Genomic DNA, 24,185 nt, shown 5'->3' with positions numbered 1-24,185 from the left:
TCCTTTCGGCTCACTTCCGGGTGAAAACCTCTGATTGGGTACGACACACCCCGCCCGCCGTCGCTAGCGTGGCGGTACACCCGCGTCACGCCCCGAGGAGCCCCCCGCTGTCCAGCCACCTTCCGGCACAGGCCCGCGGCTCCTGCGATCCTTCCCCCGGTTCCGGACTGGCGCTGTTCAACGCCCTGTCCCCCGAAGCCGCCGAGGCCGTCCTGCTGCACTGCTGCGGGAGCCGGCGCTGGGCGCAGCGGGTGGCCACCCACCGGCCCTACCCGGACCCGGGCGTGCTGCTGGCCGCCGCCGACGAGGCCTCGTACGACCTCTCCCAGACGGATCTGAGCGAGGCGCTGGCCTCGGAGTTCCCGGTGGAGCTGAACCACGGGGCCCCGTACGCCGCGCTCCTGGCGCTGGATGCCGCCCATGCGGAGTACGAGCGCAAATTCGGCCACGCCTTCGTGATCTGTCTGGACGGGCATCCTCCGGACGAGCAGGCGGACCAGCTGCTGGCCGCGATCCGGCGCCGGATGGAGCTGGAGGCGGACGAGGAACGGTCGATCTCAGCGGACGAGCTGCGCCGCCTCGCACAGGTGCGGCTCGCCGACCTGACACATTGGCTGACCTCGCCGGATGGGGCGTCTGCCGCTGATTCCGGGCTATTCGCCCCTGTGGGATAGCCCGTCCGTGCCTGTTTGATCACACCACTGGACCCGGCGCGAGGGAACCGACAAAGCGTCGCTACGATGTCCGGGGCCGGAGGACCGTACCCGGCCGGGCCCGACCGACAAAGAAGCCGGCTGGCCCCCGCCCCGCTTCCGGAGGGTTTTCCGTGCCGGCTGGAACGTTGTACCGCGGCCGGGAAGGAATGTGGTCCTGGGTGGCTCATCGAGTCACCGGCGTCCTCATCTTCTTCTTCCTGTTCGTACACGTCCTCGACACCGCTCTCGTCCGCGTCTCCCCCGAGGCGTACGACGATGTCGTGGCTACCTACAAGACTCCGATCGTCGCGCTGATGGAGTACGGCCTCGTGGCCGCCATCCTGTTCCACGCGCTCAACGGTCTCCGTGTGATCGCCGTGGACTTCTGGTCCAAGGGTCCCCGTCTCCAGAAGCAGATGCTCTGGAGCGTGGTGATCGTCTGGATCGTCCTGATGGGCGGGGCGCTGTACCCCGTCCTCGGCCACGCAGCTGCTGAACTGTTCGGGAAGTGACACGCATGTCTTCTGACACTTCTTCCGCCCAGGCCATCGGCGACGTCGAGGGCGTGAGCCTCTACGACGTCGAGAACCCGGCGCCGTACATCGAGGCCCCGCGCAAGCGCACGGGCAAGACGCCGCGCTCGACCCGCGGCAACTTCGAGATGGCCGCCTGGCTCTTCATGCGCCTCTCGGGCATCGTCCTCGTCGTCCTCGTCATCGGGCACCTCGTCATCCAGCTGGTGCTGGACGGCGGCGTCTCCAAGGTCGGTTTCGCCTTCGTGGCCGGCCGCTGGGCGTCCCCGTTCTGGCAGGTCTGGGACCTGCTGATGCTGTGGCTCGCCATGCTGCACGGCGCCAACGGCCTGCGTACCGTCATCAACGACTACGCGGAGCGCGCCAACACGCGGCTGTGGCTGAAGGGCCTGCTCTACACCGCCACGGTGTTCACCATCCTTCTGGGCACGCTGGTGATCTTCACCTTCGACCCGAACATCCGCTAGGCAACGGGGCTGAGGCGAAACAATGAAGATCCACAAGTACGACACCGTCATCGTCGGTGCAGGTGGCGCCGGCATGCGCGCCGCCATCGAGTCGACGAAGCGCAGCCGCACCGCGGTGCTGACGAAGCTCTACCCCACCCGCTCCCACACGGGCGCCGCGCAGGGCGGCATGGCCGCCGCGCTGGCGAACGTGGAGGAGGACAACTGGGAGTGGCACACCTTCGACACGGTCAAGGGCGGTGACTACCTGGTCGACCAGGACGCCGCCGAGATCCTGGCGAAGGAGGCCATCGACGCTGTCCTCGACCTGGAGAAGATGGGCCTGCCGTTCAACCGCACCCCGGACGGCACCATCGACCAGCGCCGCTTCGGCGGCCACTCGCGCAACCACGGCGAGGCCCCGGTGCGCCGGTCCTGCTACGCCGCGGACCGCACGGGCCACATGATCCTCCAGACGCTGTACCAGAACTGCGTCAAGGAGGGCGTGGAGTTCTTCAACGAGTTCTACGTCCTGGACCAGCTGCTCGTCGAGGAAGACGGCGTCAAGAAGTCGGCCGGTGTGGTCGCGTACGAGCTCGCCACCGGCGAGATCCACGTGTTCCAGGCCAAGGCCGTCATCTACGCCTCCGGCGGCACCGGCAAGTTCTTCAAGGTGACCTCCAACGCGCACACCCTGACGGGTGACGGCCAGGCGGCCTGCTACCGCCGCGGCCTGCCGCTGGAGGACATGGAGTTCTTCCAGTTCCACCCGACGGGCATCTGGCGCATGGGCATCCTGCTCACGGAGGGCGCCCGCGGTGAGGGCGGCATCCTCCGCAACAAGGACGGCGAGCGCTTCATGGAGAAGTACGCGCCGGTCATGAAGGACCTCGCGTCCCGTGACGTCGTCTCGCGCTCCATCTACACCGAGATCCGTGAGGGCCGCGGCTGCGGTCCGGCCGGTGACCACGTGTACCTGGACCTGACGCACCTGCCGCCGGAGCAGCTCGACGCGAAGCTCCCGGACATCACCGAGTTCGCGCGCACGTACCTGGGCATCGAGCCGTACACGGACCCGATCCCGATCCAGCCCACCGCGCACTACGCCATGGGCGGCATCCCGACGAACGTCGAGGGTGAGGTCCTGTCGGACAACACCACCGTCGTCCCGGGCCTGTACGCGGCCGGCGAGGTCGCCTGCGTCTCCGTGCACGGCGCCAACCGCCTCGGCACGAACTCGCTGCTGGACATCAACGTCTTCGGCAAGCGCTCCGGCATCGCCGCGGCGAAGTACTCGCAGGAGAACGACTACGTCGAGCTCCCCGAGAACCCGGCGCAGCAGGTCATCGACCTCGTCGAGCACCTTCGCAACTCCACGGGCAAGGAGCGGGTCGCCGACCTGCGCCTGGAGCTCCAGGAGACGATGGACGCCTGCGTGATGGTGTTCCGTACGGAGCAGACCATCAAGACCGCGGTCGAGAAGATCGCGGAGCTGCGCGAGCGCTACAAGAACGTGTCCGTCCAGGACAAGGGCAAGCGCTTCAACACGGACCTGCTGGAGGCCATCGAGCTGGGCAACCTGCTCGACCTGGCCGAGGTCATGGCCGTGTCCGCGCTGGCGCGCAAGGAGTCCCGCGGCGGTCACTACCGCGAGGACTACCCGAACCGCGACGACGTCAACTTCATGCGCCACACCATGGCGTACCGCGAGGTCGGAGCCGACGGCTCGGACTCGGTCCGGCTCGACTACAAGCCGGTCGTGACGACCCGCTACCAGCCGATGGAGCGTAAGTACTGATGGCTACCCCCACCCTCGACAAGATGGAAGAGGCGGCCGCGGCCTCCCCGTACATCACGGTCACGTTCCGGATCCGCCGCTACAACCCCGAGATCTCGGACGAGGCGCAGTGGCAGGACTTCCAGATCGAGATCGACCCGAAGGAGCGCGTGCTCGACGGTCTCCACAAGATCAAGTGGGAGCTCGACGGCACGCTGACGTTCCGCCGGTCGTGCGCGCACGGCATCTGCGGCTCCGACGCGATGCGGATCAACGGCAAGAACAGGCTCGCCTGCAAGACGCTGATCAAGGACATCAACCCGGAGAAGCCGATCACCGTCGAGGCCATCAAGGGCCTCACGGTGATGAAGGACCTCGTCGTCGACATGGAGCCCTTCTTCCAGGCGTACCGCGACGTCATGCCGTTCCTGGTCACCAAGGGCAACGAGCCGACGCGTGAGCGTCTGCAGACCGCCGAGGACCGCGAGCGTTTCGACGACACCACCAAGTGCATCCTGTGCGCCGCGTGCACGTCCTCGTGCCCGGTGTTCTGGAACGACGGCCAGTACTTCGGCCCGGCGGCGATCGTCAACGCCCACCGCTTCATCTTCGACTCGCGCGACGAGGCCGGCGAGCAGCGGCTGGAGATCCTGAACGACAAGGACGGCGTGTGGCGCTGCCGCACGACCTTCAACTGCACCGACGCCTGCCCCCGCGGCATCGAGGTCACGAAGGCGATCCAGGAAGTCAAGCGCGCCCTGATCACGCGCCGCTTCTGATCGCCTGCGATCGCTTCCGATCGTTCGCAGTCGGTCGTACGAGGCCCCGCACCCGGATCCCACATCCGGGTGCGGGGCCTCGCCCGTACTCGGGGTCGGGCGTCTGCGCGTACGAGTTCGTCGAAGCGGCTTCCTGACGGGGGTACGGGCGAGTGGCCGACTGTGGAAAGATCGGCCGTATGAGTGAGCAGCAGCCGAATCCGTACGCGAGTCACAACGGGCCCCAGGGACAGCCGGGTTACGGCTACCCGCAGCCCGGTCCGGCCGGTTACGGCTACCCGCAGCAGGGCTACCCGGCTGCCCCGGCGCACCAACCGACCGTCGGCGGCGCGGGCATCCCGTCCCCGGCCCAGCCGCCGATGATGCCCCCTGCGTTCCCCGCCGCCCCGCAGGCCGCCGGCGGCTCCGGCCTGGCCCTCGGCGACATCACCATCGCCGGGGACCAGATCATCACCCCGTCGGGCCCGATGCCGCTCAGGGGCGCGATGTGGAACGCCACGGACTTCTCGCGCACCGAGACGAAGATCCCGACGCACGCGGTCGTGCTCGCGATCGTCTTCTTCCTGTTCTGCCTGCTGGGCCTGCTCTTCCTCCTCATGAAGGAGAAGACCACCACCGGCTACATCCAGGTCACGGTCACCAGCGGCGGCCGCCACCACTCCACGATGATCCCGGCGGTCGACGCCAGCACCTTCCCCTGGGTGATGAACCAGATCAACTACGCCCGCTCCCTCAGCATCTGATCCACGGCTCCGCCACGGTCATGACCACGGCGGAGCCGTCGGTAGGATCTGCCGGATGGCGACCCACCTCATACCCACCCTGCGACGCGAGGCCGCTCCCGAGCCCGTTCCCGCTGCCGGGAAGCGTCCTCGGCTGGCGGCCTTGGACGGGTTGCGGCTGATCGCCGCTTTGATGGTGGTCTTCCATCACTACGTGGGTTTCGGGGGCAATGCCGAGGCGGCCAAGAACGCCTGGACGAAGCCGGTGGACGTGGTCTTCCCCACAGCCTCCTGGCTGGCCTCGTACACCTGGACCGGAGTCGAGTTCTTCTTCGTCATCAGTGGCTTCGTCATCTGCATGAGCAGCTGGGGACGCAGCCTCGGTGACTTCTTCACCTCGCGGGTGGTGCGGCTCTACCCGGCGTACTGGTTCGGCGTCCTGGCCACGACCGCGGTGGTCACCCTCTGGCCGGTGGTCGTGCAGCCGGTCGGCATGAAGGACGTGCTCCTCAACCTCACCATGCTGCAGGAGCCGTTCCGGGTCGGTTCGGTGGACGCCGTGTACTGGACGCTCTGGGTGGAGCTGCGCTTCTACCTCCTGTTCGCCCTGGTGGTGTGGAAGGGCGTCACCTACCGGCGGGTGGTCCTCTTCTGCGCGCTGTGGACGGTGGCCTCGGTCCTGGTCACCGCCGGCCGTTTCCCCTTCGCCGACTACCTCGTCATGCCGGAGTACTCGCCCTACTTCATCGCCGGTGTCGCGATGTACCTGATGCACCGCTTCCGGCCGACCGTGCTGCTGTGGGGCATCGTCGCGATCTCCTGGCTGTTCTCCGTCCGCCAGGTCGCCCTGTACAACGACACCCTTGCCGTCAGCCTCGGCCGGACCCTGGACTCGAAGCCGGCGATCGCCCTGATGACCCTCGGCTACCTCGTGATGCTCGCCCTCGCGCTCGGCCGGCTGGACTGGGTACGGGGCAAGTGGCTGACCGTCGCCGGCGCGACCACCTACCCGCTCTACCTCCTGCACGAGCACATCGGCTGGACCGGCATCAGACTGCTCCGCCACCACCTGTCGCCGTGGGCGCTGGTCGCCGTGATGACGGTGGGCATGCTCATCGCCGCCTGGCTGGTCCACCGCCTCGTCGAACGTCCGCTCGCCAAGGTCTTGAAGCGCGGCCTCACCGGGGCCCTCGACACCGCGCGCACCCACTCCGCCGGCGGCCCCTCCCCCCGGTGACGGACCGGGCCGGCTACGCGGTCGTCGTGGGGGCGTCGGGGACGTCGGAGGCGTCGGCCGCCTCGCCCCTGCCCCAGTGGCCGCTGTACGCGATGGCGGCCTTGAGCAGCGCAGTGGCGAGCTCCGGGGCGTTCTGTTCGTCCAGGGCACGGTGGGCGGCGTCGGCGTAGGCGATGGTCTTGCTCCTGCTCGCGGCCATGTCAGCCACCCACCCGGCCGTCGCCCCGACCGTCGTCCGGGCCGCCCGCTGTCGTCACGTCGACGAAGGTCACCGTTCCCATGACCAGGAGCGTAAAGGCCCCGCCGACAACGGCCGGGCAGCCGGGCGCCGCACGTCCGGGGAGCGCTGGGGGCGGCCCTAGTTGCCGGCCGCCGGTAGCCCGCAGCCCCGGGAGCCCGCAGCGCAGGAGCGGGTCACTGCTGGCAGCGGCCGAACGTCACCACGTAGGTGCCGGCCTGGCTCGCCCCGGCTCCGGCGCGATCCGCCGCGCCCGGCTGGGCCCAGGCGCCGATCTCGCGCAGCGACGGGTCCAGGACGATCTGGCGGTGGCCGTACGTGCTCACGTTCACCCACCAGTTGACGGCGGCCTTCGGGGTCCCCGAGCCGCCCCAGCCCGTGTACGTGATCTCGGCGACGGCCCACGACCTGGGGTTCGGGCAGTAGCCCGCGGCCTTGATGCGGCTCTCCGGGGTCGAACCGGTCTGCGGGTTGCGGTGCGGGTCCTTGCCCGGTCCCCACCACTTCAGCTGCACGGCGGCGGCGGAGTGCTGCTGCGCCGCCGTCGTCAGGGCCTGGTTCACGGTGAGGGCGGGCAGGCCGCGCTGCGTGCGCTGGGCGTTGATGAGGCAGATCAGCGCATTGCGTGCGGCGGTGTCATTGCTGCTGGTCGGGGCCCGGGCCGCGGCCGCGGCGTCGCAGGTGACGGCCGTTGCCGGCGCCGCCGCGACGGGTACGAGCGCGGTCGACAGGGCTGCGGCCACGGCGAGGCCCAGAGCGGTTCGGGTGAGCGAAGCGTGCCCGTTCAAGGAGTTCCACCTCCCGCGAACACGAACAGTGGTTTCCGGCGGTGGCGGGGCCGGGCGGGGAAACGTTTCGGCGCGTGGCCCTGCCTGCGCGCGGCTTCTCCTCCAGGCTGCCACCGGGCCCGCCGGCCCGCCATCCGGGCGCGGGCCCGCGTGCCGGCGCCCGGCACGCCGCGTCGACAGCGGCTCCTGCCCGCGGGACCATTCCCCCGTGACGAGGCTCTCCAAGACCACGTATCCGGACCGGAGTTCACTTCACCTCGGACGACGGACCTTCCTCACCGCCGTGGGAACCGCCGCAGCCACCTTCGCCACCGGCGTTCCCGCCCACGCCACCGCCCACGCCCGCGACGCCGCCTCGGCCGTCGAATACGTCGACGTTCAGCTGCTCAACATCACCGACCTGCACGGCTATCTCCAGGCCGCCCCCGGCAGCAACGCCACCATCACCGGCAACGGCGGCCGGACCTACACCGTCGGCGGCGTCGCCTACATGGCCGCCCACCTCGCCGGGCTGCGCGCCGGCCGCCTCAACTCGCTGTTCTTCACCCCCGGAGACGCCTTCTCCGGCTGGGAGTTCGACGCCGCCGCGTTCGCCGACGAGCCCACCGTCGAAGCCCTGAACCGCATGGGCCTCGACTTCGCGACCGCCGGGAACCACGAGTTCGACAAGTCCCCCGCCATGCTGCAACGACACATGGAGCAGGGGGTCCCGTTCCCCGTCGAGGGCCGCGACGCCACCTTCACGGACTCCTCCGGCGCCCGCTTCCACGGCTCCGACTTCCGGTACTACAGCGCCAACGTCGTCCGGTCCACGGACCAGAGCAACGTCCTGCCCGCGTACAGCATCGAGAAGGTCCGCACCGCCGCCGGCCAGGAACTGCAGATCGGCTTCATCCACCTCACCGCGCTCGGCACCGAACTCTTCCCCGGCTCCTACCAGCCGGGCCTCGCCACCCTCGACGAGGTCGCCACCGCCGACCGGTACGCGGCCCTGCTCAAGGCCCAGGGGGTCAACGCGATCGTCCTCAGCATGCACGACGGGGCGGTCGCGGGCGCCGACTTCAACAGCGGTACCGACCCCTCCGGCCCGGCCCTCGACCTGGCGCTGCGGGTCTCCCCCGACATCGACGCCATCGTCACCGGCCACTGGCACACCCGGTTCAACATGATGGTCCCGGACCCCCACGGCGTCCCCCGGCCCTTCGTCGAGGCCGGCTGCTACGGCCAGCTCATCAACGAGATCAACCTCCGCCTCGACCCCACCACCGGCAAGGTGGTCCGCGAGCTGACCGTCTCCACCAACCACCCCAACACCCGTGACGTGACCCCCGATCCGGCCCTCAAGGAGGTCGTGGACTACTGGGCGGGCCAGGCCGCGGCGCGCGACACGACCCGGATCGGCAAGCAGACCGGCTCGTTCCTGCGGACGCGCAACACCGCGGGCGAGAGCACCATGGGCGACCTGGTCGCCGACTGGGCGCTGTGGGCGGGCCGCCGCCCGACCGATCCCGAGAACGACGCCAACATCCACCCCAACGTCCCGGCCCAGCTGGCCGTGGTGGCCGCGGCTCCCCGGGTCGGCCAGGCCATCATCGCCGGCGACCTGGTCCGCGACCCGGCGTCCGGCGGCGCCGTCACCTTCGGGCGCGCCTGGCGGGCCGTCGGTTTCGGCGACCCGATCGTCAGCGCGACGGTGACCGGGCAGCAGATCCACGACGCGCTGGAGCAGCAGTGGACGATCGCGGCGAGCGGCGAGCTGCTCTTCGCTCCGCTGGCCGTCTCCAAGAACGTCCGCTACACCTTCGACACCCTGGGCGAGGCGGGTGACCGCGTGAACCCGGCGGACGTGTTCATCGACGGCACCCCGCTCAGCCTCACCGGTACCTACCGCCTCGCGTCCCCCTCGTACACCTTCCTGGCGAACGACGGGTACGGGGCACTGAGCGGCTTCGAGGCGCCGTACCGCCACCAGCGCGACTTCGAGAGCTTCGTCGCGTACGTCCGCGAGACGGCGACGCTCACGCCGGCCCCGCTCAGCCGTGTCACCGCCGCGAACACGACCCGCCGCGGCGCGGACGTCGGCATCGTCCTGGAGCCCGGCCCCCTCCTGCTGCCCGACGGCGCCCCCATGCCGCGCGCCGAGGCGGCGATCGTCTCGGCGGACCGCCCGCACACGGATCGCGACGACTTCAGGCCGCCCTGCTGACGCACCCGCCCCGCCTCCCGGTAGCCGCCGGCACGAAGGCTTGAACCTGTTCAAAAAGAGGTCTACAGTCAGTCCTGCCAACAAGTTGAACACGTTCAAGGGGGGCGAGGGCATGGACCTCACCGTCGTCGCATACGTCATCTACCTGCTCATCAGCATCGGCCTGACCGTCTGGGTGGCCCGTACCCTCAGCCGCAACGGGCGGATCTTCATCGCCGACGTCCTGCACGGGAACGAGAAGCTCGCGGACGCCGTCAACCACCTCCTGGTGGTCGGCTTCTACCTCGTGAACATCGGGTTCGTGACCCTGTACCTGCGCTCGGACGACGAGATCGTCTCGGCCCGCGAGCTCTTCGAGGCCCTGTCGGTCAAGCTCGGCGTCGTCCTGCTGGTCCTCGGCGTCATGCACCTCGGGAACGTCTGGGTGCTGAACAAGATGCGCCGCCGCGGGATCATGGAGCGCCAGCAGACCCCGCCGGTCGCACCGAACGCGTGGACCGCTCCGGCCGGGGCCTGACCGATGACGGCGCGAACGCCGGCCATCCGGCGCCTGACCGTGTTGTACGACGCCGACTGCCCGCTCTGCGTCCACATCCGGCACTGGCTCCTCGGGCAGCGCCAGCTGGTACCGCTGCGGCTGCTGCCGGCCGGGTCCCAGGAGGCGCAGCAGCGCTACCCGCAGCTCGACCATGCGGCAACGCTCCGCGAGATCACCGTCATCGGGGACACGGGGCAGGTGTGGACCGGCACCGACGCCTTCATCGTGTGCCTGTGGGCGCTGATGGAGCACCGACCGAAGGCGAACTGGCTCGCCACGACGGCGGGCCGGCCCTTCGCCCGGGCCGCCATGTACACGGCCTCCGCGTGGCGGCAGGCGGTACGCACGGAGGGCGGGCCGGCGGGGGAACCGGAGCCGGAGGCACCGGCCTGTGACGACCACTGCGCCGCACCCCGATAGGGTCGTACACCGTGACTGATCAGAAGGCTCCCAAGAGCGAGCAGACCCGCACGCTCATCCTCGAAACCGCACTCCGTCTCTTCCAGGAGCGCGGTTTCGACAAGACGACCATGCGGGCCATCGCCAAGGAGGCAGGGGTCTCGGTCGGCAACGCCTACTACTACTTCGAGTCGAAGGAACACCTCGTCCAGGGGTTCTACGACCGGATCGGCGCCGCGCACCAAGCGGCGGTCCGGCCCATCCTGGACAGCGAGACCGATCTGCAGAAGCGGCTCGCGGGCGTGCTGACGAGCTGGCTCGACATCGCGGCTCCGTACCACGAGTTCGCCTCGCAGTTCTTCAAGAACGCGGCGGACCCGGAGAGCCCGCTCAGCCCCTTCTCCCCCGAATCGGAACCCGCCCGCCGGGCTGCGATCGACATGCACCGCGAGGTGCTGGCCGGCGCGAAGACGAAGGTCCCGGACGAACTGGCCGACGTACTGCCGGAGCTGATGTGGCTCTCGCAGATGGGGCTCGTCCTGTACTGGGTCTTCGACCGGTCCCCGAACAGCGAGAAGACGCGGCGGCTCGCGGAGCGCGGCGCGCAGCTGACGACGCGGGGCATCGTCCTGGCCCGGTTCCGGGTGCTGCGGCCGCTGGTGGGCGAGGTCCACGGGCTGTTCGCGGACTTCCTGCCGGGGATGGCGCAGACGGTGGCGTCGAAGAAGAGGCGGGCCTCCGCCCCGGACCCCGACCCGGCGTGACGGCCGGGGCCCCCGGCCGTCACCGGGCCGCGGTCACAACCAGTTGAGCTCCCACAGACGCCACACCCCGGTGCCGTCGGAGAGGTACTGGGCTCCGGAGACGGCCTCGCGGGACATCACGTAGTCCTTCTTCTGCCAGATGGGCAGCAGCGGGATCTGCTGGGACACCAGCTTCTGGAGGTCGCGGAAGTCGCCGGAGGCCCGGGCCCGGTCCGAGAAGGACTGGGTACGGGTGATCAGCTCGTCGACGGCCTTGTCGGAGAAGCCGTTGTTCATGCTGGAGTCGGCACCGACGAGCGGGGCGAGGAAGTTGTCCGCGTCCGGGAAGTCGGCGATCCAGCCGATGGTGTAGGCGTCGAACTCGCCCGCCGCGTAGGCCTTCTGGAAGTCGGCCCACTTGTCCACGGCCTTGACCTTGACCTGGAAGAGCCCGGTGGCCCGGAGCTGCTTCGCGATCTCGTCGGCCTCCGCGACGTTCGGACCGCGCGTGTTCACGCCGAGGGTCAGGGAGACCGGGGCGGTGATCCCGGCGTCCTTGAGGAGCTTGCGCGCGGCGGCGCCGTTGGGCGACGGGTAGCTGTCGAAGAACGGCGTGCCGTGGGCGGCGACACCGGCCGGGACGAGGGAGTAGAGCGGGGTCACCGTACCCTTGTGGATCTCCCCGGCGACCTTGGAGCGGTCGATGACGGCGGCCGCGGCCTGGCGTACGGCGAGCGGGGCCGCGGTCGAACCCGGGCGGACGTTGAAGACCACGCTGCGGGTCTCGGTGCCGCCGGAGGCCTGGTACCGGGTGTCCTTGAGGCCCGGGTTGAGCCCGGCGAGCACTTCCGGCGGCATGTCGCGGTGGGCGACCTCGATCTGGTGGTCCTGCCAGGCCTGGTTGAGCTGGGCGGAGTCCTTGTAGTACCGGACGGTGACGGCCGTCTTGGCGGGCTTGGACTGGCCCAGGTAGGCCGGGTTGGGCTTGAGCTCGGCACTGGCACCGGCCTGGTACGCGCCGAGGGTGAAGGGGCCGGAGCCGTCGGCCTTGCCGTCCACGCGCAGCGCCTTCGCCGGGTACTTCTCCTTGTCGACGATCGAGGCGGCGCCCGTCGCGATCTTGAAGGGGAAGGTGGCGTCCGGGGCGGAGAGGTTGAAGGTGACGCTGCGGCCCTCGGCCTTGACCGACTGCAGGGTGTTGAACAGCGGCGCCGGGCCCTGGTCGGAGTTGATCGCCTTGATGCGTTCGAAGGAGTGCTTGACGTCCTCGGCCGTCACCGCGCGCCCGCTCGCGAACTTCAGGTCGGGGCGCAGGTCGCACTGGTACGTGGTGAGCTCCTGGCCGATGAACTTGCAGGCGGAGGCCGCGTCCGGGACGGGGGTGTCGGAGCCGGACCTGATGGTCAGCAGCGACTGGTAGATGTTGCTGAACAGGGCCCAGGAGCCGGCGTCGTAGGCCCCGGCGGGGTCGAGCGAGGAGACGACGTCGCTCGTCCCGACCCGCAGGGCGGTCCCGCTGCCGCGGCCCTCCTCGGGCAGCAGCTGCCAGGCGCCGACGCCGGCCGCGCCGATCACCAGTCCCGCCGCGATGACCTTCGAGCGGACAGACTTCATCCTTGACCCCACCCCACCCATGCCATGGATTGACCGTTAATCGGATCCCCATGTCCGATTAACGGACATCCCATCATGGAAATTTGGCCTCGGGAAGGCCGATTCACGGCGAGTCGTTACCGGTTGCGCCCGGTCAAGCCTGGTATGAGGCGAGTTCGACGACCGTGATGTCGGACGGCGCGCCGACCCGGACGGGAGGTCCCCAGGCGCCCGCGCCGCGCGAGACGTAGAGCTGGGTGTCGCCGTAGCGTTCGAGGCCGGCGACGGTGGGGTTGGCGAGCTCGGCGATGTAGTTGCCCGGCCAGAGCTGGCCGCCGTGGGTGTGGCCGGAGAGCTGGAGGTCGACGCCGTGGCGGACCGCCTCGTGGATGACGACGGGCTGGTGGGCCATCAGCACGGCGGCGCGCGCCCGGTCCCGGTCACCGAGCGCCGCCGCGAAGTCCGGGCCGTGGCCCTCCGTCTCGCCCTGTACGTCATTGACCCCGGCGAGGTCGAAGTGCGGGAGCGCCCTGCGCGCGTTCTCCAGGGGGGTGAGGCCCAACTCGCGGACGTGGTCGATCCACTGCTGGGCGCCCGAGAAGTACTCGTGGTTTCCGGTGACGAAGTACGCGCCGTGCCGTGCCCGGAGCCGGCGCAGGGGCTCGGCGGCGCTGCCCAGGTCGTGCACGTTGCCGTCGACGAGGTCACCGACGACCGCGATGAGGTCGGGTTGGGTGCGGTTGACGGTGTCGACGATGCGGGTGGTGTGGGCGCGGCCGAGGACCGGGCCGAGGTGGATGTCGCTGACGACGGCGATCCGGAAACCGTGCGCGGCGCGGGGCAGCTTGGCGAGGGGCACCTGGACCCGCTTCACGCGCGGGCCGCGCAGGACCCCGTACGTCCCGTACCCGACGGTCCCGACGGCGGCCGCGGCGGCCGCACCGCCGACGGCGCGCGCCACGAACTGCCGCCGGCTGACGCCGTCGGGACCGCAAGCGGTGCCGGCCGCGGGCTCGATCGGGTCACGGGCGGGCTCGGCCGGGAGCGGGTCACCGGCCGGCGCGGCCCGGAGCGGGTCGCCGCCCCGCACCGCCGGGAGCGGTGTCGCGGGCGCGGGAGCCGGGGCGGAGCCGCGGGGCGCCGGGGAGGCGCGGCGGATCAGCAGCGCCCGCACGGGTTCGGCCACGAGCATGGCCAGCGACAGGTACAGGAGCACCGCGAGCCACATGTAACCCGGCCAGGCCACGGACCGTTGGAGCCAGAAGGGGGCGCCGGCGCGGCCCGTGGTGAGGGCGGCCAACGAGAGGAGCGGCAGTGCGAAGGCGAGGGTGGTGCCGATCCGGCGCGCCGTGCCGTGCGCGCGCGTCGTGTCGCGGACCAGCCGGATCCACAGCCAGCGGTGGACCAGGACGAGCAGCGCCAGGACCACCAGGGCGATCACCGCGAAGAGCGCGACCTTCATTCGGACGAGCCAGATCCGGGACCGGAGCCCGCCCCGGGACCCCGGCGTGATTCACGCCGCAGCGCCAGGACGCCGCGCAACCCGATCACACCAACGGCCGTCCCCAGGAGAAAGGACGCGATCGCCAGGAGAAAGTGGACCCAGAAGTAAGCCGTCGGCCCGCCCGCCGCGTCGAATGCCAGACCGCTGGCGTCCTTCCACAGGTTCCGGACGAAAGACACCCAGATGAACCAGCTCCACACTCCGAACGCGAGCAGGAACCAGGAGACGGCGCGGCTGAGTTTCATGCCCCCAGTATCGGTTTGGTCCCCAGGACGGACGCGTCGGGGTGGGCTGTACCGGGGGTGGTTCGGACAAGTTGGCCGGTCCCGGACGGCAGACAGCCGATCGGGATGTACTTTCACCTGCGTGTCTGCCAAGAAGACCGCGCTGACGGTCCTTTCCGCCGGGCTGCTGGTTCCCGCGATGCTCGTGGTGCCCGCGCACGCCGCGCCCACCCCGCCACCGGACGGGAAGGGGCAGCCGCCCAAGGCCGTGGCCGCGCCACCTGCGTCGATGTCCACCGTCGGCGGGGCCCTCCTCGGCAAGCCGGGCGTCCAGGTCAATCCGCTGGCGGGCGCCCCCGCCCTGCCGACGGAGCTGACGGGGCGTTCGTGGATCGTCGCCGACGCCGAGACCGGCGAGGTCCTGGCCGCCAACAACGCGCACTGGCGGCTGCCGCCCGCCTCCACCATGAAGATGCTCTTCGCCGACACGGTGCTGCCCAGCCTCCCCAAGGACCAGGTGCACAAGGTCACCGAGCAGGAGATGGAGGGCGTCGGCGCGGGTTCCAGCCTCGTCGGGGTCAAGGAGGACCACGAGTACACCGTGCACGACCTGTGGCTCGGGGTGTTCCTGCGGTCCGGGAACGACGCCGTGCACGTGCTCGCCGCCATGAACGGCGGCATCGACAAGACCGTCAAGGACATGCAGGCGCACGCCGAGGAGCTCCAGGCCCTGGACACCCACGTCGTGTCCCCGGACGGGTACGACGCCCCGGAGCAGGTGTCGAGCGCGTACGACCTCACCCTCATCGCCCGCTCCGGCCTGCAGAAGCAGGACTTCCGGGAGTACTGCGGCACGGCGAGCGCGAAGTTCCCCGGCAGGCAGGAGCCCGGGAAGCCGCGCGAGTACTTCGAGATCCAGAACACCAACCGGCTGATGACGGGCGCGAGCGGCCTCTCCCCGTACAAGGGCATCGCCGGGGTGAAGAACGGCAACACCACCATGGCCGGCTCCACCTTCACCGGTATGGCCCAGCAGGGCAACAAGAAGCTGCTGGTCACGGTGATGAACCCGAGTGCGGGCGGGCTGAACTCCGTCTACGAGGAGACCGCCAACCTCCTCGACTGGGGCTTCGCGGCGATCGGCAAGGTCAAGCCGGTCGGCGAGCTCGTCCCGCCGAAGAGCGCGGACACCTCCCCCTTCGGCTCCCCGGCCCAGACGCACGAGCACAAGCCCTCGGCGGCCCGCGAGGAGGCGGGAGGCGGCATCGGCACCGCGCTCGGCGTCGCGGGCGGTGCGCTGGCCGTGATCGCGGGCGGCACGTACGCCGTCAACCGCCGCTGGCCCCGGGGCCCGCGCGGCCGCCGCGACGGCGGGCAGCCGACCTAGGGTCAGGCCTTCGACTTCGCGGGCCCGACGGGCTTTACCGGGCCTTCGGCGGAGGTCGCCGTCCAGGCGGAGCAGTACAGCAGCAGCTTCGCCATCAGGTTGATCCAGATCAGCAGCGCGACCGGCACTCCGAAGGCCCCGTACATGCTCTTCGCGGCGACCCCGCGCATATAGCCGCTGAGCAGCAGTTTCAGCAGTTCGAAGCCGGCCGCGCCGAGCAGGGCGGCCTGGATGAGGCTGCCGCGCGGCGGTTCGACGCCGGGCAGCAGGGTCAGGACGTACAGCAGGATCAGGAAGGCCGCCACGACGCCGACGAGGAAGGCGCCGGCGCGCAGGAGCACCCCGCCCGCGCCCTGCTGCGGCACGCCCAGCCAGCTGCCGAACTTGCCGACCGCGCTGGAACCGAGCGTCGAGGCCGCGGCCGAGGCCAGGCCCACGCCGCCGAGGCCGACGAGCACGAGCGCGTCCTTGCCCTTGCGGACGACGGGGTTCCCCAGGTCCTCGTCGTCCTTCTCCCACACCGCGCGCAGACAGTCCCGCATCGAGCCGATCCACCCGATGCCGGTGACGAGCAGCAGCGCGGCGGCGACGAGGCCGATCGCCCCCGCGTTGGCGACGAGGCCGTTGATGTCGAGCTGCCCGGAGATTCCGGGGACCTGCTCGGCGAGGTTCTTCTGCAGCCGGTCCAGCTGCTCCTGGCTGAGCAGGGCGGCGCCGATGACGGCGGCCACGGTGATCAGCGGGAAGAGCGCGATGAAGCTGATGAAGGTGATCGCGGCGGCGAGACGGCTCCAGTGGACCCGGTCCAGGCGCTCGTAGGAATGCCAGGCGTGCGTGTGCATCAGCCGCACCACCAGCGGGCCGATCACCGGGAGTTTCGTCAGCCAGTCCATGGGGTCACCGTAAATGAGCCGATGTAAATAGCCGGGATTGTCGGTTTTGGGTACTACGGTCGACGACTGTGACTTTTCGCGAAACCCGTCCGGCGGGCCGGGGCCGTCCGTTCCGCACCCTGGTCCTGCGCACGCTCAGGTTCTACGCCCGCCAGAGCCTCAGGCCACTGCGTCAGGAACTTCGTCCGGCGGTCTCCGCCGAGCCCGCGGCACCCGTCGCCTCGTCCACCGGTGAGCCCAGCTGCGCCGGGACCCCGCCGACCGGGCCGCTACCGAAAGGGTATTCGCGCAGCTTGCGCCAGACCCCGTCCGAGCCCTGCTCGTAGAGCGCGAAGCCGGTACAGGTCCACTGCGCCGCGTAGTCGGCGAGGGTGGCGAACGCCAGGTCCATCGCCTCCTCGGAGATCCCGTGGGCGACCGTGACGTGCGGGTGGTACGGGAACGCCAGCTCCCGGTCGAGCGGCCCGTCCGGGTCGCGGACCAGGCCCTGGAGCCTGGTGCAGCCCGCACCTCCCTCGACGACCTGGACGAAGACGACCGGCGAGAGCGGACGGAACGTGCCCGTGCCCTCCAGCCGCATCGCGAAGGGACCGAAGGCGGCCGCCACCTCCGACAGGTGGGCCCTGATCGCCGGCAGCCGGTCCGGCTCCACCTCGGTGGGCGGGACGAGGGTGACGTGCGTGGGGATGCCGTGCGCGGCAGCGTCCCCGAAGCCGGCGCGCAGCTCCTGGAGGCGGCTGCCGTACGGCTCCGGGACCGCGATCGAAACGCCGAGCGTTACGGTCCCCACGTATGTCTCCTCCGTCGTCTGGTGCGTATGGGTCCTGCCGACCCAGTGTGGGGCCAGCACCCCCCGGATTGCCAGGGCCTCCGTCGGTCAGTGCTTCGCGGGGACCAGACCGAGGCGGTCGTAGGCCTGCGCCAGGGTCTCGGCGGCGACCGCACGGGCCTTCTCCGCGCCCTTGGCCAGGATGGAATCCAGCGTCTCCGGGTCGTCCAGGTACCCCTGGGTGCGCTGCTTGAAGGGTGTGACGAAGTCGACCATCACGGCCGCCAGGTCGGTCTTCAGCGCGCCGTAGCCCTTGCCCTCGTACGAGGCCTCCAGGGCCGGGATCGACTCACCCGTGAGGGTGGAGTAGATCGTGAGCAGGTTGCTGACGCCGGGCTTGTTCTCGGTGTCGAAGCGGACCTCGGCCTCGGTGTCGGTGACCGCGCTCTTGATCTTCTTCTCGGTGACCTTGGGCTCGTCGAGGAGGTTGATCAGGCCCTTGGGGGACGACGCCGACTTCGACATTTTGATCGACGGGTCCTGGAGGTCGTAGATCTTCGCGACCTCCTTGACGATGTGCGCGGCGGGGAGCGTGAAGGTCTGGCCGTAGCGCTGGTTGAAACGCTCGGCCAGGTCGCGGGTCAGCTCGATGTGCTGGCGCTGGTCCTCGCCGACGGGGACGGCGTTCGCCTGGTAGAGCAGGATGTCGGCGACCTGCAGGATCGGGTACGTGAACAGGCCGACGCTGGCGCTGTTCACACCGCCCTTGGCCGACTTGTCCTTGAACTGGGTCATGCGGCTCGCCTCGCCGAAGCCGGTGATGCAGTTCATGACCCAGCCGAGCTGCGCGTGCTCGGGGACGTGGCTCTGGATGAACAGCGTGCAGCGCTCGGGGTCGAGCCCGGCGGCGAGGAGCTGGGCGGCGGAGAGCCGGGTGTTCGCGCGCAGGTCCTTCGGATCCTGCGGCATGGTGATCGCGTGCAGGTCGACCACCATGTAGAAGGCGTCGTGCGTCTCCTGCAGGGCGACGTACTGGCGGATCGCTCCGAGGTAGTTCCCGAGGTGGAACGAACCGGAGGTGGGCTGGATGCCGGAGAGCGCGCGAGGACGATCAGAAGCCATGCCTTCATTGTCTCAGGTACGGCACCGGGCTCCGTCCGGACTCGCGCCCCGAACGCCGGCGGGGCCGGAAGTCCCCGGCCCGGCGCGGAGAGCCGCCGGGCCGGAGATCGGGCGGCTCAGGCCAGCGGGAGGCCCGGGGCCGGGTGCGCGGACATCAGGTCGGCGACCTCGGCGCGGATCCCGGACAGGGCCTGCTCGTCGGACGTGGCCGCCGCGTCCACCGCTCGGGAGATCCACTCCGCCACCACCGGCATGTGCTCCACGCCCAGGCCCCGCGAGGTCAGCGACGGCGTGCCGATCCGGATGCCGGACGGGTCGAACGGCTTGCGGGGGTCGAACGGCACCGTGTTGTAGTTCACCACGATGCCCGCGCGGTCCAGCGCCTTCGCCGCGATCTTGCCCGGCACGCCCCGGGACGTGAGGTCCATCAGGATCAGGTGGTTGTCCGTGCCGCCCGAGACGAGGTCGAAGCCCCGCTCCAGCAGCGCCGCGGCCAGCGCCTTCGCGTTGGCGACGACCGCGTGCGCGTACGCCGTGAACGACGGCTGCGCCGCCTCGTGCAGGGCCACCGCGATGCCCGCCGTCGTCTGGTTGTGCGGTCCGCCCTGGAGGCCCGGGAACACCGCCTTGTCGATGGCCTTCGCGTGCTCCTCCCGACACATCAGCATCGCGCCGCGCGGCCCCCGCAGGGTCTTGTGGGTGGTCGTCGAGACGACGTCCACGTGCCCGACGGGCGACGGGTGCGCACCGCCCGCGATCAGGCCGGCGATGTGGGCCACGTCCGCGACCAGGACCGCGCCCGCCTCCTTGGCGATCGACGCGAACGCCGCGAAGTCGATCGTGCGCGGCAGGGCCGTGCCGCCACAGAAGATGATCTTCGGACGCTCGGCCAGCGCCAGCGCCCGCACCGCGTCGTAGTCGATCAGGCCCGTGTCGGCCGACACGCCGTACTGGACGCCCCGGAACCAGGAGCCCGTCGCCGAGACCCCCCAGCCGTGCGTCAGGTGCCCGCCCATCGGCAGGGCCATGCCCATCACCGTGTCGCCGGGCTTCGCGAACGCCAGGTACACCGCGAGGTTCGCCGGCGAGCCGGAGTACGGCTGGACGTTGGCGTGGTCCACCCCGAACAGGCCCTTCGCCCGCTCGACGGCCAGGGCCTCGACGCGGTCGATGTTCTGCTGGCCCTCGTAGTAGCGGCGGCCCGGGTAGCCCTCGCTGTACTTGTTCTGCAGCACCGTGCCGGAGGCTTCGAGCACGGCCGCGGACACGTAGTTCTCGCTGGGGATCAGGCGCAGGGTCTCGGCCTGCAGGGATTCCTCGGCGGCGACGAAGGACGCCAGCTCGGGGTCGGTCGCAAGAAGGGCGGGGTGGCGGCTCGCGCTCATGGCGGCTCCTCCGGGGTCGATGTCAGGTCTCGTCCCCGCGAGGCCCAGGCGAGCGGCCCTGTATGCGGTCGTGCGCGCACGACTCCCCCGGAGTTGGTTCTCCGTACGCCAGTCGCCGTGCGTACCGCTCACCTTAGCGGGCGCTCCACAAGAAAGGTTTCCCCGTCCGGTATACGAGCGACGTATAGCCGTATACAAGGTGGAGGCGGGTGTCGCCACCCTCGTCACCCGCGCCACCCGCAACCCGGCCCGCCCGACCGACGATCGGAGACCCCGTGTCGACAACTGCTGAAGCGATGCGTTCCGCCGAGGCGCACAGCGCGCACAACTACCACCCGCTGCCCGTCGTCGTGGCGTCCGCGGAAGGCGCGTGGATGACCGACGTGGAGGGCCGGCGCTTCCTCGACATGCTCGCGGGCTATTCGGCACTCAACTTCGGCCACGGCAACCGGCGGCTGATCGATGCGGCCAAGGCGCAGCTGGAGCGGGTCACCCTCACCTCGCGGGCGTTCCACCACGACCGGTTCGCCGAGTTCTGCTCCGAACTCGCCGCGCTGTGCGGCAAGGAGATGGTGCTGCCGATGAACACGGGTGCGGAGGCCGTGGAGACGGCGGTGAAGACCGCCCGCAAGTGGGGGTACGAGGTCAAGGGCGTTCCGGACGGGCAGGCCAAGATCGTGGTCGCGGCCGGCAACTTCCACGGCCGGACGACGACGATCGTGAGCTTCTCGACGGACCACGAGGCCCGCGACCACTTCGGCCCCTACACTCCCGGCTTCGAGATCGTTCCCTACGGGGACCTCACCGCCCTGGCCGCGGCCGTCACGGCGAACACCGTGGCCGTGCTGCTGGAGCCGATCCAGGGCGAGGCCGGGGTGCTGGTGCCGCCCGCCGGCTACCTCCGGGGCGTACGGGAGCTCACGCGCGAGCGGAACGTCCTGTTCATGGCGGACGAGATCCAGTCGGGGCTGGGCCGGACCGGAAAGACCTTCGCGTGCGAGCACGAGGAGGTCGTGCCGGACGTGTACATCCTCGGCAAGGCGCTGGGCGGCGGCGTGGTCCCGGTGTCGGCCGTCGTCGCCGACCGGGACGTGCTCGGGGTGTTCCGGCCCGGCGAGCACGGCTCCACCTTCGGCGGCAACCCGCTGGCCTGCGCGGTCGCCCTGGAGGTCGTCGCGATGCTGCGCACCGGCGAGTACCAGCAGCGCGCCGCCGAGCTCGGCGACCACCTGCACCGGGAGCTGAACCTGCTGGTCGGCGGGGGCGCGGTGACCGCCGTACGCGGGCGGGGGCTGTGGGCGGGCGTCGACATCGACCCGGCGCACGGTACGGGCCGGGAGATCTCCGAGAAGCTGATGGAGCTCGGGGTGCTGGTCAAGGACACCCACGGGTCGACGATCCGGATCGCGCCCCCGCTGGTGATCAGCAAGGAGGACCTGGACTGGGGTCTGGACCAGCTGCGCGCCGTACTGGCAGCCGGCTGAGGCCGCCGGCCACCACCGCGGGCGCGGCCGGGCCCTCACGTCGCCCGGCCGCGCCCCCGGCCTGACCTGCTCCGCCGGCTCTCCGCCCGGGCGTGCCGGGCGGCGAGCAAGCAGGCGGCCGCGGCGGGCTGCACCGGCGAGCCGCCCGAGCCGGACAAGAGCCAGACCCGGTCCACCACCTACGGGAAGGGCTGGACCGCGGGCGCCAGGACCGGCTTCGAGAGTGCCTGCGCGCGCCCCTAGAGGATGACGTGGGGCAGGAAGCGGGCGTACTCGTCCGTGACCGGGCCCGCCGACTCGCGGATGCCCAGGCCCGCCGCCTCCTCCTCGACGACCCATGCGCCGAGCACCACGCGGTTGCCGTCGAAGTCGGGCAGCGGAGCCAGGCCCTGGAAGACGTACGTCTCGTCCTCGGCCGGTACGAACGGCTCGCCGCCGACCGGGTGCAGGGTGACCCCGGCGCCCTCGCGGCCCAGCAGCGGCTTCGCGGCGTACCCCGTCGTCGCGGCGAGTTCGCGCGGGCCGTCGAGGTAGGCGGGCAGTAGGTTCGGGTGCTCCGGGAAGAGCTCCCACAAGATCGCCAGCAGCGCCTTGTTGGACAGCAGCATCTTCCACAGCGGCTCGATCCAGGTGGTGGTCCCGGAGCCGCCGCCGTGGTCGTAGGTACCGAGGACCTGGGGGCCGAACTCGTCGGCGGCCAGCCATTCCCACGGGTAGAGCTTGAAGCAGCCGCGGATGAAGCGGAGCTTCTGGTCCACGAACCGGCCCGACAGGTCGTCCCAGCCGATCTGCTCCACGGACAGCGCCTCGGTCTCCAGCCCCGCCTGCTCGGCGGTCTCCTGGAGGTAGGCGACCGTCATCAGGTCCTCGCCGAGCTCGTCGGTCTCGGAGTGCGCGAAGTGCAGCGGGCCGGGCGGCAGCAGTTCCGCCTGCCGGCGCCAGGCCTCGACGAGCCGCTCGTGGAGGGAGTTCCACTGGTCGGCGCCGGGGAAGCGCTCCTCCATCCAGAACCACTGCGGGCTGGCCGCCTCCACGAGGGAGGTCGGGGTGTCGGCGTTGTACTCCAGCATCTTGGCCGCGCTGCCGCCGCCGTCGTAGCGCAGGTCGAACCGGCCGTAGAGGGAGGGCTGTTCGGCGCGCCGGCGCCAGGACTCGGCGATCTGCTCCGCGAGGCGCGGATCGGTGATGCCGAGGTCCGCGAAGCGGTCGTGCTCGACGATGTGCGCGGCCGCGGCCAGGCACATGGCGTGCAGCTCCTCGACGACGTTCTCCAGCGCCTCGACCTCGGGGAGCGAGAAGGAGTAGTACGCGCTCTCGTCCCAGTAGGGGCGCAGGGAGTCGTCGGGGTAGCGGGTGAGCGGGTAGATCAGCCCCTGCTCCTCGACGGTCTGCTGCCAGCCGGGGCGCGGTTCGATGGTGTGACGGCGCACGCGGTCAGCCGCCGCTGGAGCTGGAGTGGCCGCCGATGCCGCCGCGGGTGACGGCGGACTTGTCGAAGCTGCCGCCACTGACGCGGTTCTTGGAGACGGAGCCGCCGTAGTAGTACGTGCCGCGGCCGCTGCCGCCGCTCTTGCACTCCTTGGTGTTCAGCTTCTCCAGGGTGGCGCGGTCCACGCAGCGCTTGTCCGGCTCGCTGCTGCTGCCGCAGGCCACGAGCGCGGCGGCGAGCAGCCCCATGCCGCCGAGGGCCACGCTGCCGGAACGCATGCGGCGTCGGGCGGTGCCGTCACTTCTACTGCTGTCGTCCATGCCATCCATGGCGGCAAGACTAGAGCGGGGTCGTTGAGCGATGGAATCCGGCCGTCGAAACCCTCTCATGACCTTCATGACCTAGAGTCCATTCGTGCTCCTTGGGATGGTTTGCGCGCTCGGTGCGGCGGTCTGCTTCGGCACGGCGTCGGTCCTCCAGGCGATGGCCGCGCGGGCGGCGGAGCCGGGAACCGGGTCGGGGGTGGACACGGCACTGCTGCTGCGGGCGGCCCGGCAGTGGCGGTACGTGCTGGGCCTCGGGCTGGACGCGGCCGGGTTCGTCCTCCAGATCATCGCGTTGAAGCACATCCCGATCTACGCGGTGAGCGCGGCGCTGGCGGCCAGCCTCGCGGTGACGGCGGTGGTCTCGGCGCGGCTGCTGCACGTACCGCTGAGCGGGGCCGAGTGGGGCGCGGTGGGGGTGGTCTGCGCAGGGCTGGCGATGCTGGGGCTGGCGTCGGGCGAGGAGGGTTCGGGAACGGGAACGTTCGCGCTGAAGCTGGGGCTGCTGGGGGTGGCCGGTCTGGTGCTGCTGGTGGGAGCGGTGGCCGGCGGGCTCCCGGACCGCTCCCGCGCGCTGGTCCTCGGCCTGGCTGCGGGGACGGGCTTCGGGGTGGTGGAGGTGGCCGTCCGCCTCATCGACGGCATCTCGTTCACGAACCCGGCGGTGTACGCGCTGCTGCTGGGCGGCGGTGCGGCGTTCCTGCTGCTCACCTCGGCGCTCCAGCGCGGCTCGGTGACGGTGGCCACGGCGGGCATGGTGCTCGGCGAGACGATCGGCCCGGCGGTGGTGGGCGTGGTCTGGCTCGGCGACCGCACCCGCGAGGGCCTGACCTGGCTGGCCCTCCTCGGCTTCGCGGTGGCGGTGGCCGGCGCCCTGACCCTGGCCCGCTTCGGCGAACCCCCGACGCCGTCCGACCCCGCGGCCGCGTAGCTCCCGTCCGGGCTGCGCCGCAAAACTCACCCCTGGGCGG

Annotated in this window: 25 protein-coding genes and 1 riboswitch; of the genes, 14 read left to right on the top strand and 11 right to left on the bottom strand. The window is 70.7% G+C overall.

Annotation, left to right across the window (positions count from 1 at the left end; all coding sequences use genetic code 11):
- Positions 1–68: 68 nt before the first annotated feature.
- The 7 genes from OG974_RS25650 to OG974_RS25620 all read left to right on the top strand — a co-directional run bounded on the left by OG974_RS25650 (position 69) and on the right by OG974_RS25620 (position 6,189).
- Positions 69–674, top strand: a complete 606-nt coding sequence (locus OG974_RS25650; protein WP_327285034.1) for a 2-oxo-4-hydroxy-4-carboxy-5-ureidoimidazoline decarboxylase — start codon at positions 69–71, stop codon at positions 672–674.
- A gap of 152 nt (positions 675–826) precedes the next feature.
- The gene (sdhC, locus tag OG974_RS25645) at positions 827–1,207 is read left to right on the top strand and encodes a succinate dehydrogenase, cytochrome b556 subunit (protein ID WP_327285033.1); all 381 of its coding nucleotides are present in this window, start codon (positions 827–829) and stop codon (positions 1,205–1,207) included.
- 5 nt (positions 1,208–1,212) lie between these two features.
- Positions 1,213–1,695, top strand: a complete 483-nt coding sequence (locus tag OG974_RS25640) for a succinate dehydrogenase hydrophobic membrane anchor subunit (RefSeq protein WP_327285032.1) — start codon at positions 1,213–1,215, stop codon at positions 1,693–1,695.
- A 22-nt stretch (positions 1,696–1,717) separates the two neighbouring features.
- A complete protein-coding gene (sdhA, locus tag OG974_RS25635) occupies positions 1,718–3,472 on the top strand; it encodes a succinate dehydrogenase flavoprotein subunit (protein WP_327285031.1) in 1,755 nt (584 codons plus the stop codon).
- Entirely contained in the window at positions 3,472–4,230 is a 759-nt protein-coding gene (locus OG974_RS25630; protein WP_327285030.1) for a succinate dehydrogenase iron-sulfur subunit, read from the top strand. Before sdhA ends, OG974_RS25630 begins: the two co-directional genes overlap by 1 nt.
- A gap of 179 nt (positions 4,231–4,409) precedes the next feature.
- The gene (locus OG974_RS25625; protein WP_327285029.1) at positions 4,410–4,973 is read left to right on the top strand and encodes a hypothetical protein; all 564 of its coding nucleotides are present in this window, start codon (positions 4,410–4,412) and stop codon (positions 4,971–4,973) included.
- A 55-nt stretch (positions 4,974–5,028) separates the two neighbouring features.
- On the top strand, positions 5,029–6,189 hold the full coding sequence (locus tag OG974_RS25620) for an acyltransferase (protein WP_327285028.1): 1,161 nt from the start codon (positions 5,029–5,031) through the stop codon (positions 6,187–6,189).
- Positions 6,190–6,202: 13 nt separating this feature from the next.
- Here the strand turns inward: OG974_RS25620 and OG974_RS25615 are convergent, their stop codons facing one another.
- Together OG974_RS25615 and OG974_RS25610 are read right to left on the bottom strand one after the other, a co-directional pair.
- Positions 6,203–6,388 carry a hypothetical protein gene (locus OG974_RS25615; protein WP_327285027.1) on the bottom strand — a complete coding sequence of 62 codons (186 nt, stop codon included), beginning with the start codon at positions 6,386–6,388 and terminating at the stop codon, positions 6,203–6,205.
- Between the two features lie 215 nt (positions 6,389–6,603).
- Entirely contained in the window at positions 6,604–7,215 is a 612-nt protein-coding gene (locus OG974_RS25610) for a CAP domain-containing protein (RefSeq protein WP_327285026.1), read from the bottom strand.
- Between the two features lie 208 nt (positions 7,216–7,423).
- Here OG974_RS25610 and OG974_RS25605 point away from each other — a divergent pair, with 208 nt between their 5' ends.
- The 4 genes from OG974_RS25605 (at position 7,424) to OG974_RS25590 (ending at position 11,122) form a co-directional block, all read left to right on the top strand.
- Positions 7,424–9,421, top strand: a complete 1,998-nt coding sequence (locus tag OG974_RS25605) for a bifunctional UDP-sugar hydrolase/5'-nucleotidase (RefSeq protein WP_371644583.1) — start codon at positions 7,424–7,426, stop codon at positions 9,419–9,421.
- Positions 9,422–9,533: 112 nt separating this feature from the next.
- The gene (locus OG974_RS25600) at positions 9,534–9,938 is read left to right on the top strand and encodes a hypothetical protein (protein WP_327285024.1); all 405 of its coding nucleotides are present in this window, start codon (positions 9,534–9,536) and stop codon (positions 9,936–9,938) included.
- Between the two features lie 3 nt (positions 9,939–9,941).
- On the top strand, positions 9,942–10,379 hold the full coding sequence (locus OG974_RS25595) for a DCC1-like thiol-disulfide oxidoreductase family protein (protein WP_327285023.1): 438 nt from the start codon (positions 9,942–9,944) through the stop codon (positions 10,377–10,379).
- Between the two features lie 11 nt (positions 10,380–10,390).
- The gene (locus OG974_RS25590) at positions 10,391–11,122 is read left to right on the top strand and encodes a TetR family transcriptional regulator (RefSeq protein ID WP_327285022.1); all 732 of its coding nucleotides are present in this window, start codon (positions 10,391–10,393) and stop codon (positions 11,120–11,122) included.
- Positions 11,123–11,155: 33 nt separating this feature from the next.
- Here OG974_RS25590 and OG974_RS25585 read toward each other — a convergent pair whose 3' ends face one another.
- The 3 genes from OG974_RS25585 to OG974_RS25575 form a co-directional block, all read right to left on the bottom strand.
- The gene (locus tag OG974_RS25585) at positions 11,156–12,715 is read right to left on the bottom strand and encodes an ABC transporter substrate-binding protein (protein ID WP_371644580.1); all 1,560 of its coding nucleotides are present in this window, start codon (positions 12,713–12,715) and stop codon (positions 11,156–11,158) included.
- A gap of 133 nt (positions 12,716–12,848) precedes the next feature.
- Entirely contained in the window at positions 12,849–14,156 is a 1,308-nt protein-coding gene (locus OG974_RS25580) for a metallophosphoesterase (protein ID WP_327285020.1), read from the bottom strand.
- Positions 14,153–14,443 carry an SCO4848 family membrane protein gene (locus OG974_RS25575; RefSeq protein ID WP_327285019.1) on the bottom strand — a complete coding sequence of 97 codons (291 nt, stop codon included), beginning with the start codon at positions 14,441–14,443 and terminating at the stop codon, positions 14,153–14,155. Before OG974_RS25575 ends, OG974_RS25580 begins: the two co-directional genes overlap by 4 nt.
- A 121-nt stretch (positions 14,444–14,564) precedes the next feature.
- Here OG974_RS25575 and OG974_RS25570 point away from each other — a divergent pair, with 121 nt between their 5' ends.
- On the top strand, positions 14,565–15,809 hold the full coding sequence (locus OG974_RS25570; protein ID WP_327285018.1) for a D-alanyl-D-alanine carboxypeptidase: 1,245 nt from the start codon (positions 14,565–14,567) through the stop codon (positions 15,807–15,809).
- Between the two features lie 2 nt (positions 15,810–15,811).
- Here OG974_RS25570 and OG974_RS25565 read toward each other — a convergent pair whose 3' ends face one another.
- The 4 genes from OG974_RS25565 to glyA form a co-directional block, all read right to left on the bottom strand.
- Positions 15,812–16,702: a YihY/virulence factor BrkB family protein gene (locus tag OG974_RS25565; protein WP_371644578.1), complete on the bottom strand. Its 891-nt coding sequence runs from the start codon at positions 16,700–16,702 to the stop codon at positions 15,812–15,814.
- A gap of 172 nt (positions 16,703–16,874) precedes the next feature.
- Positions 16,875–17,492 (bottom strand): 2'-5' RNA ligase family protein, encoded by a 618-nt coding sequence (locus OG974_RS25560; RefSeq protein ID WP_327285016.1) that lies wholly within the window; start codon positions 17,490–17,492, stop codon positions 16,875–16,877.
- An 87-nt stretch (positions 17,493–17,579) separates the two neighbouring features.
- Positions 17,580–18,593, bottom strand: a complete 1,014-nt coding sequence (trpS, locus tag OG974_RS25555; RefSeq protein ID WP_371644576.1) for a tryptophan--tRNA ligase — start codon at positions 18,591–18,593, stop codon at positions 17,580–17,582.
- A 116-nt stretch (positions 18,594–18,709) separates the two neighbouring features.
- Positions 18,710–19,978 (bottom strand): serine hydroxymethyltransferase, encoded by a 1,269-nt coding sequence (gene glyA, locus OG974_RS25550; RefSeq protein WP_328763417.1) that lies wholly within the window; start codon positions 19,976–19,978, stop codon positions 18,710–18,712.
- Positions 19,979–20,013: 35 nt separating this feature from the next.
- Positions 20,014–20,104, bottom strand: a riboswitch (ZMP/ZTP riboswitch).
- 170 nt (positions 20,105–20,274) lie between these two features.
- Here glyA and rocD point away from each other — a divergent pair.
- Complete coding sequence (gene rocD / locus OG974_RS25545) at positions 20,275–21,462, top strand: ornithine--oxo-acid transaminase (protein ID WP_371646911.1); 1,188 nt, start codon at positions 20,275–20,277, stop codon at positions 21,460–21,462.
- A 239-nt stretch (positions 21,463–21,701) separates the two neighbouring features.
- On the opposite strand, the gene OG974_RS25540 is transcribed toward rocD, so the two are convergent.
- Both OG974_RS25540 and OG974_RS25535 read right to left on the bottom strand, forming a co-directional pair.
- On the bottom strand, positions 21,702–22,892 hold the full coding sequence (locus OG974_RS25540; RefSeq protein WP_327285012.1) for a glutathionylspermidine synthase family protein: 1,191 nt from the start codon (positions 22,890–22,892) through the stop codon (positions 21,702–21,704).
- Positions 22,893–22,896: 4 nt separating this feature from the next.
- On the bottom strand, positions 22,897–23,220 hold the full coding sequence (locus OG974_RS25535) for a hypothetical protein (protein WP_327285011.1): 324 nt from the start codon (positions 23,218–23,220) through the stop codon (positions 22,897–22,899).
- Positions 23,221–23,317: 97 nt separating this feature from the next.
- Here OG974_RS25535 and OG974_RS25530 point away from each other — a divergent pair, with 97 nt between their 5' ends.
- Positions 23,318–24,145 carry a hypothetical protein gene (locus tag OG974_RS25530; protein WP_371646909.1) on the top strand — a complete coding sequence of 276 codons (828 nt, stop codon included), beginning with the start codon at positions 23,318–23,320 and terminating at the stop codon, positions 24,143–24,145.
- The last annotated feature ends 40 nt before the right edge of the window (positions 24,146–24,185 follow it).

Origin of the sequence: Streptomyces sp. NBC_00597 (assembly GCF_041431095.1) — a bacterium.
Taxonomy (GTDB): Bacteria; Actinomycetota; Actinomycetes; order Streptomycetales; family Streptomycetaceae; genus Streptomyces.
The sequence above is the reverse complement of the archived record's forward strand: the minus strand, read 5'-3'. Positions and strand labels throughout refer to the sequence as shown.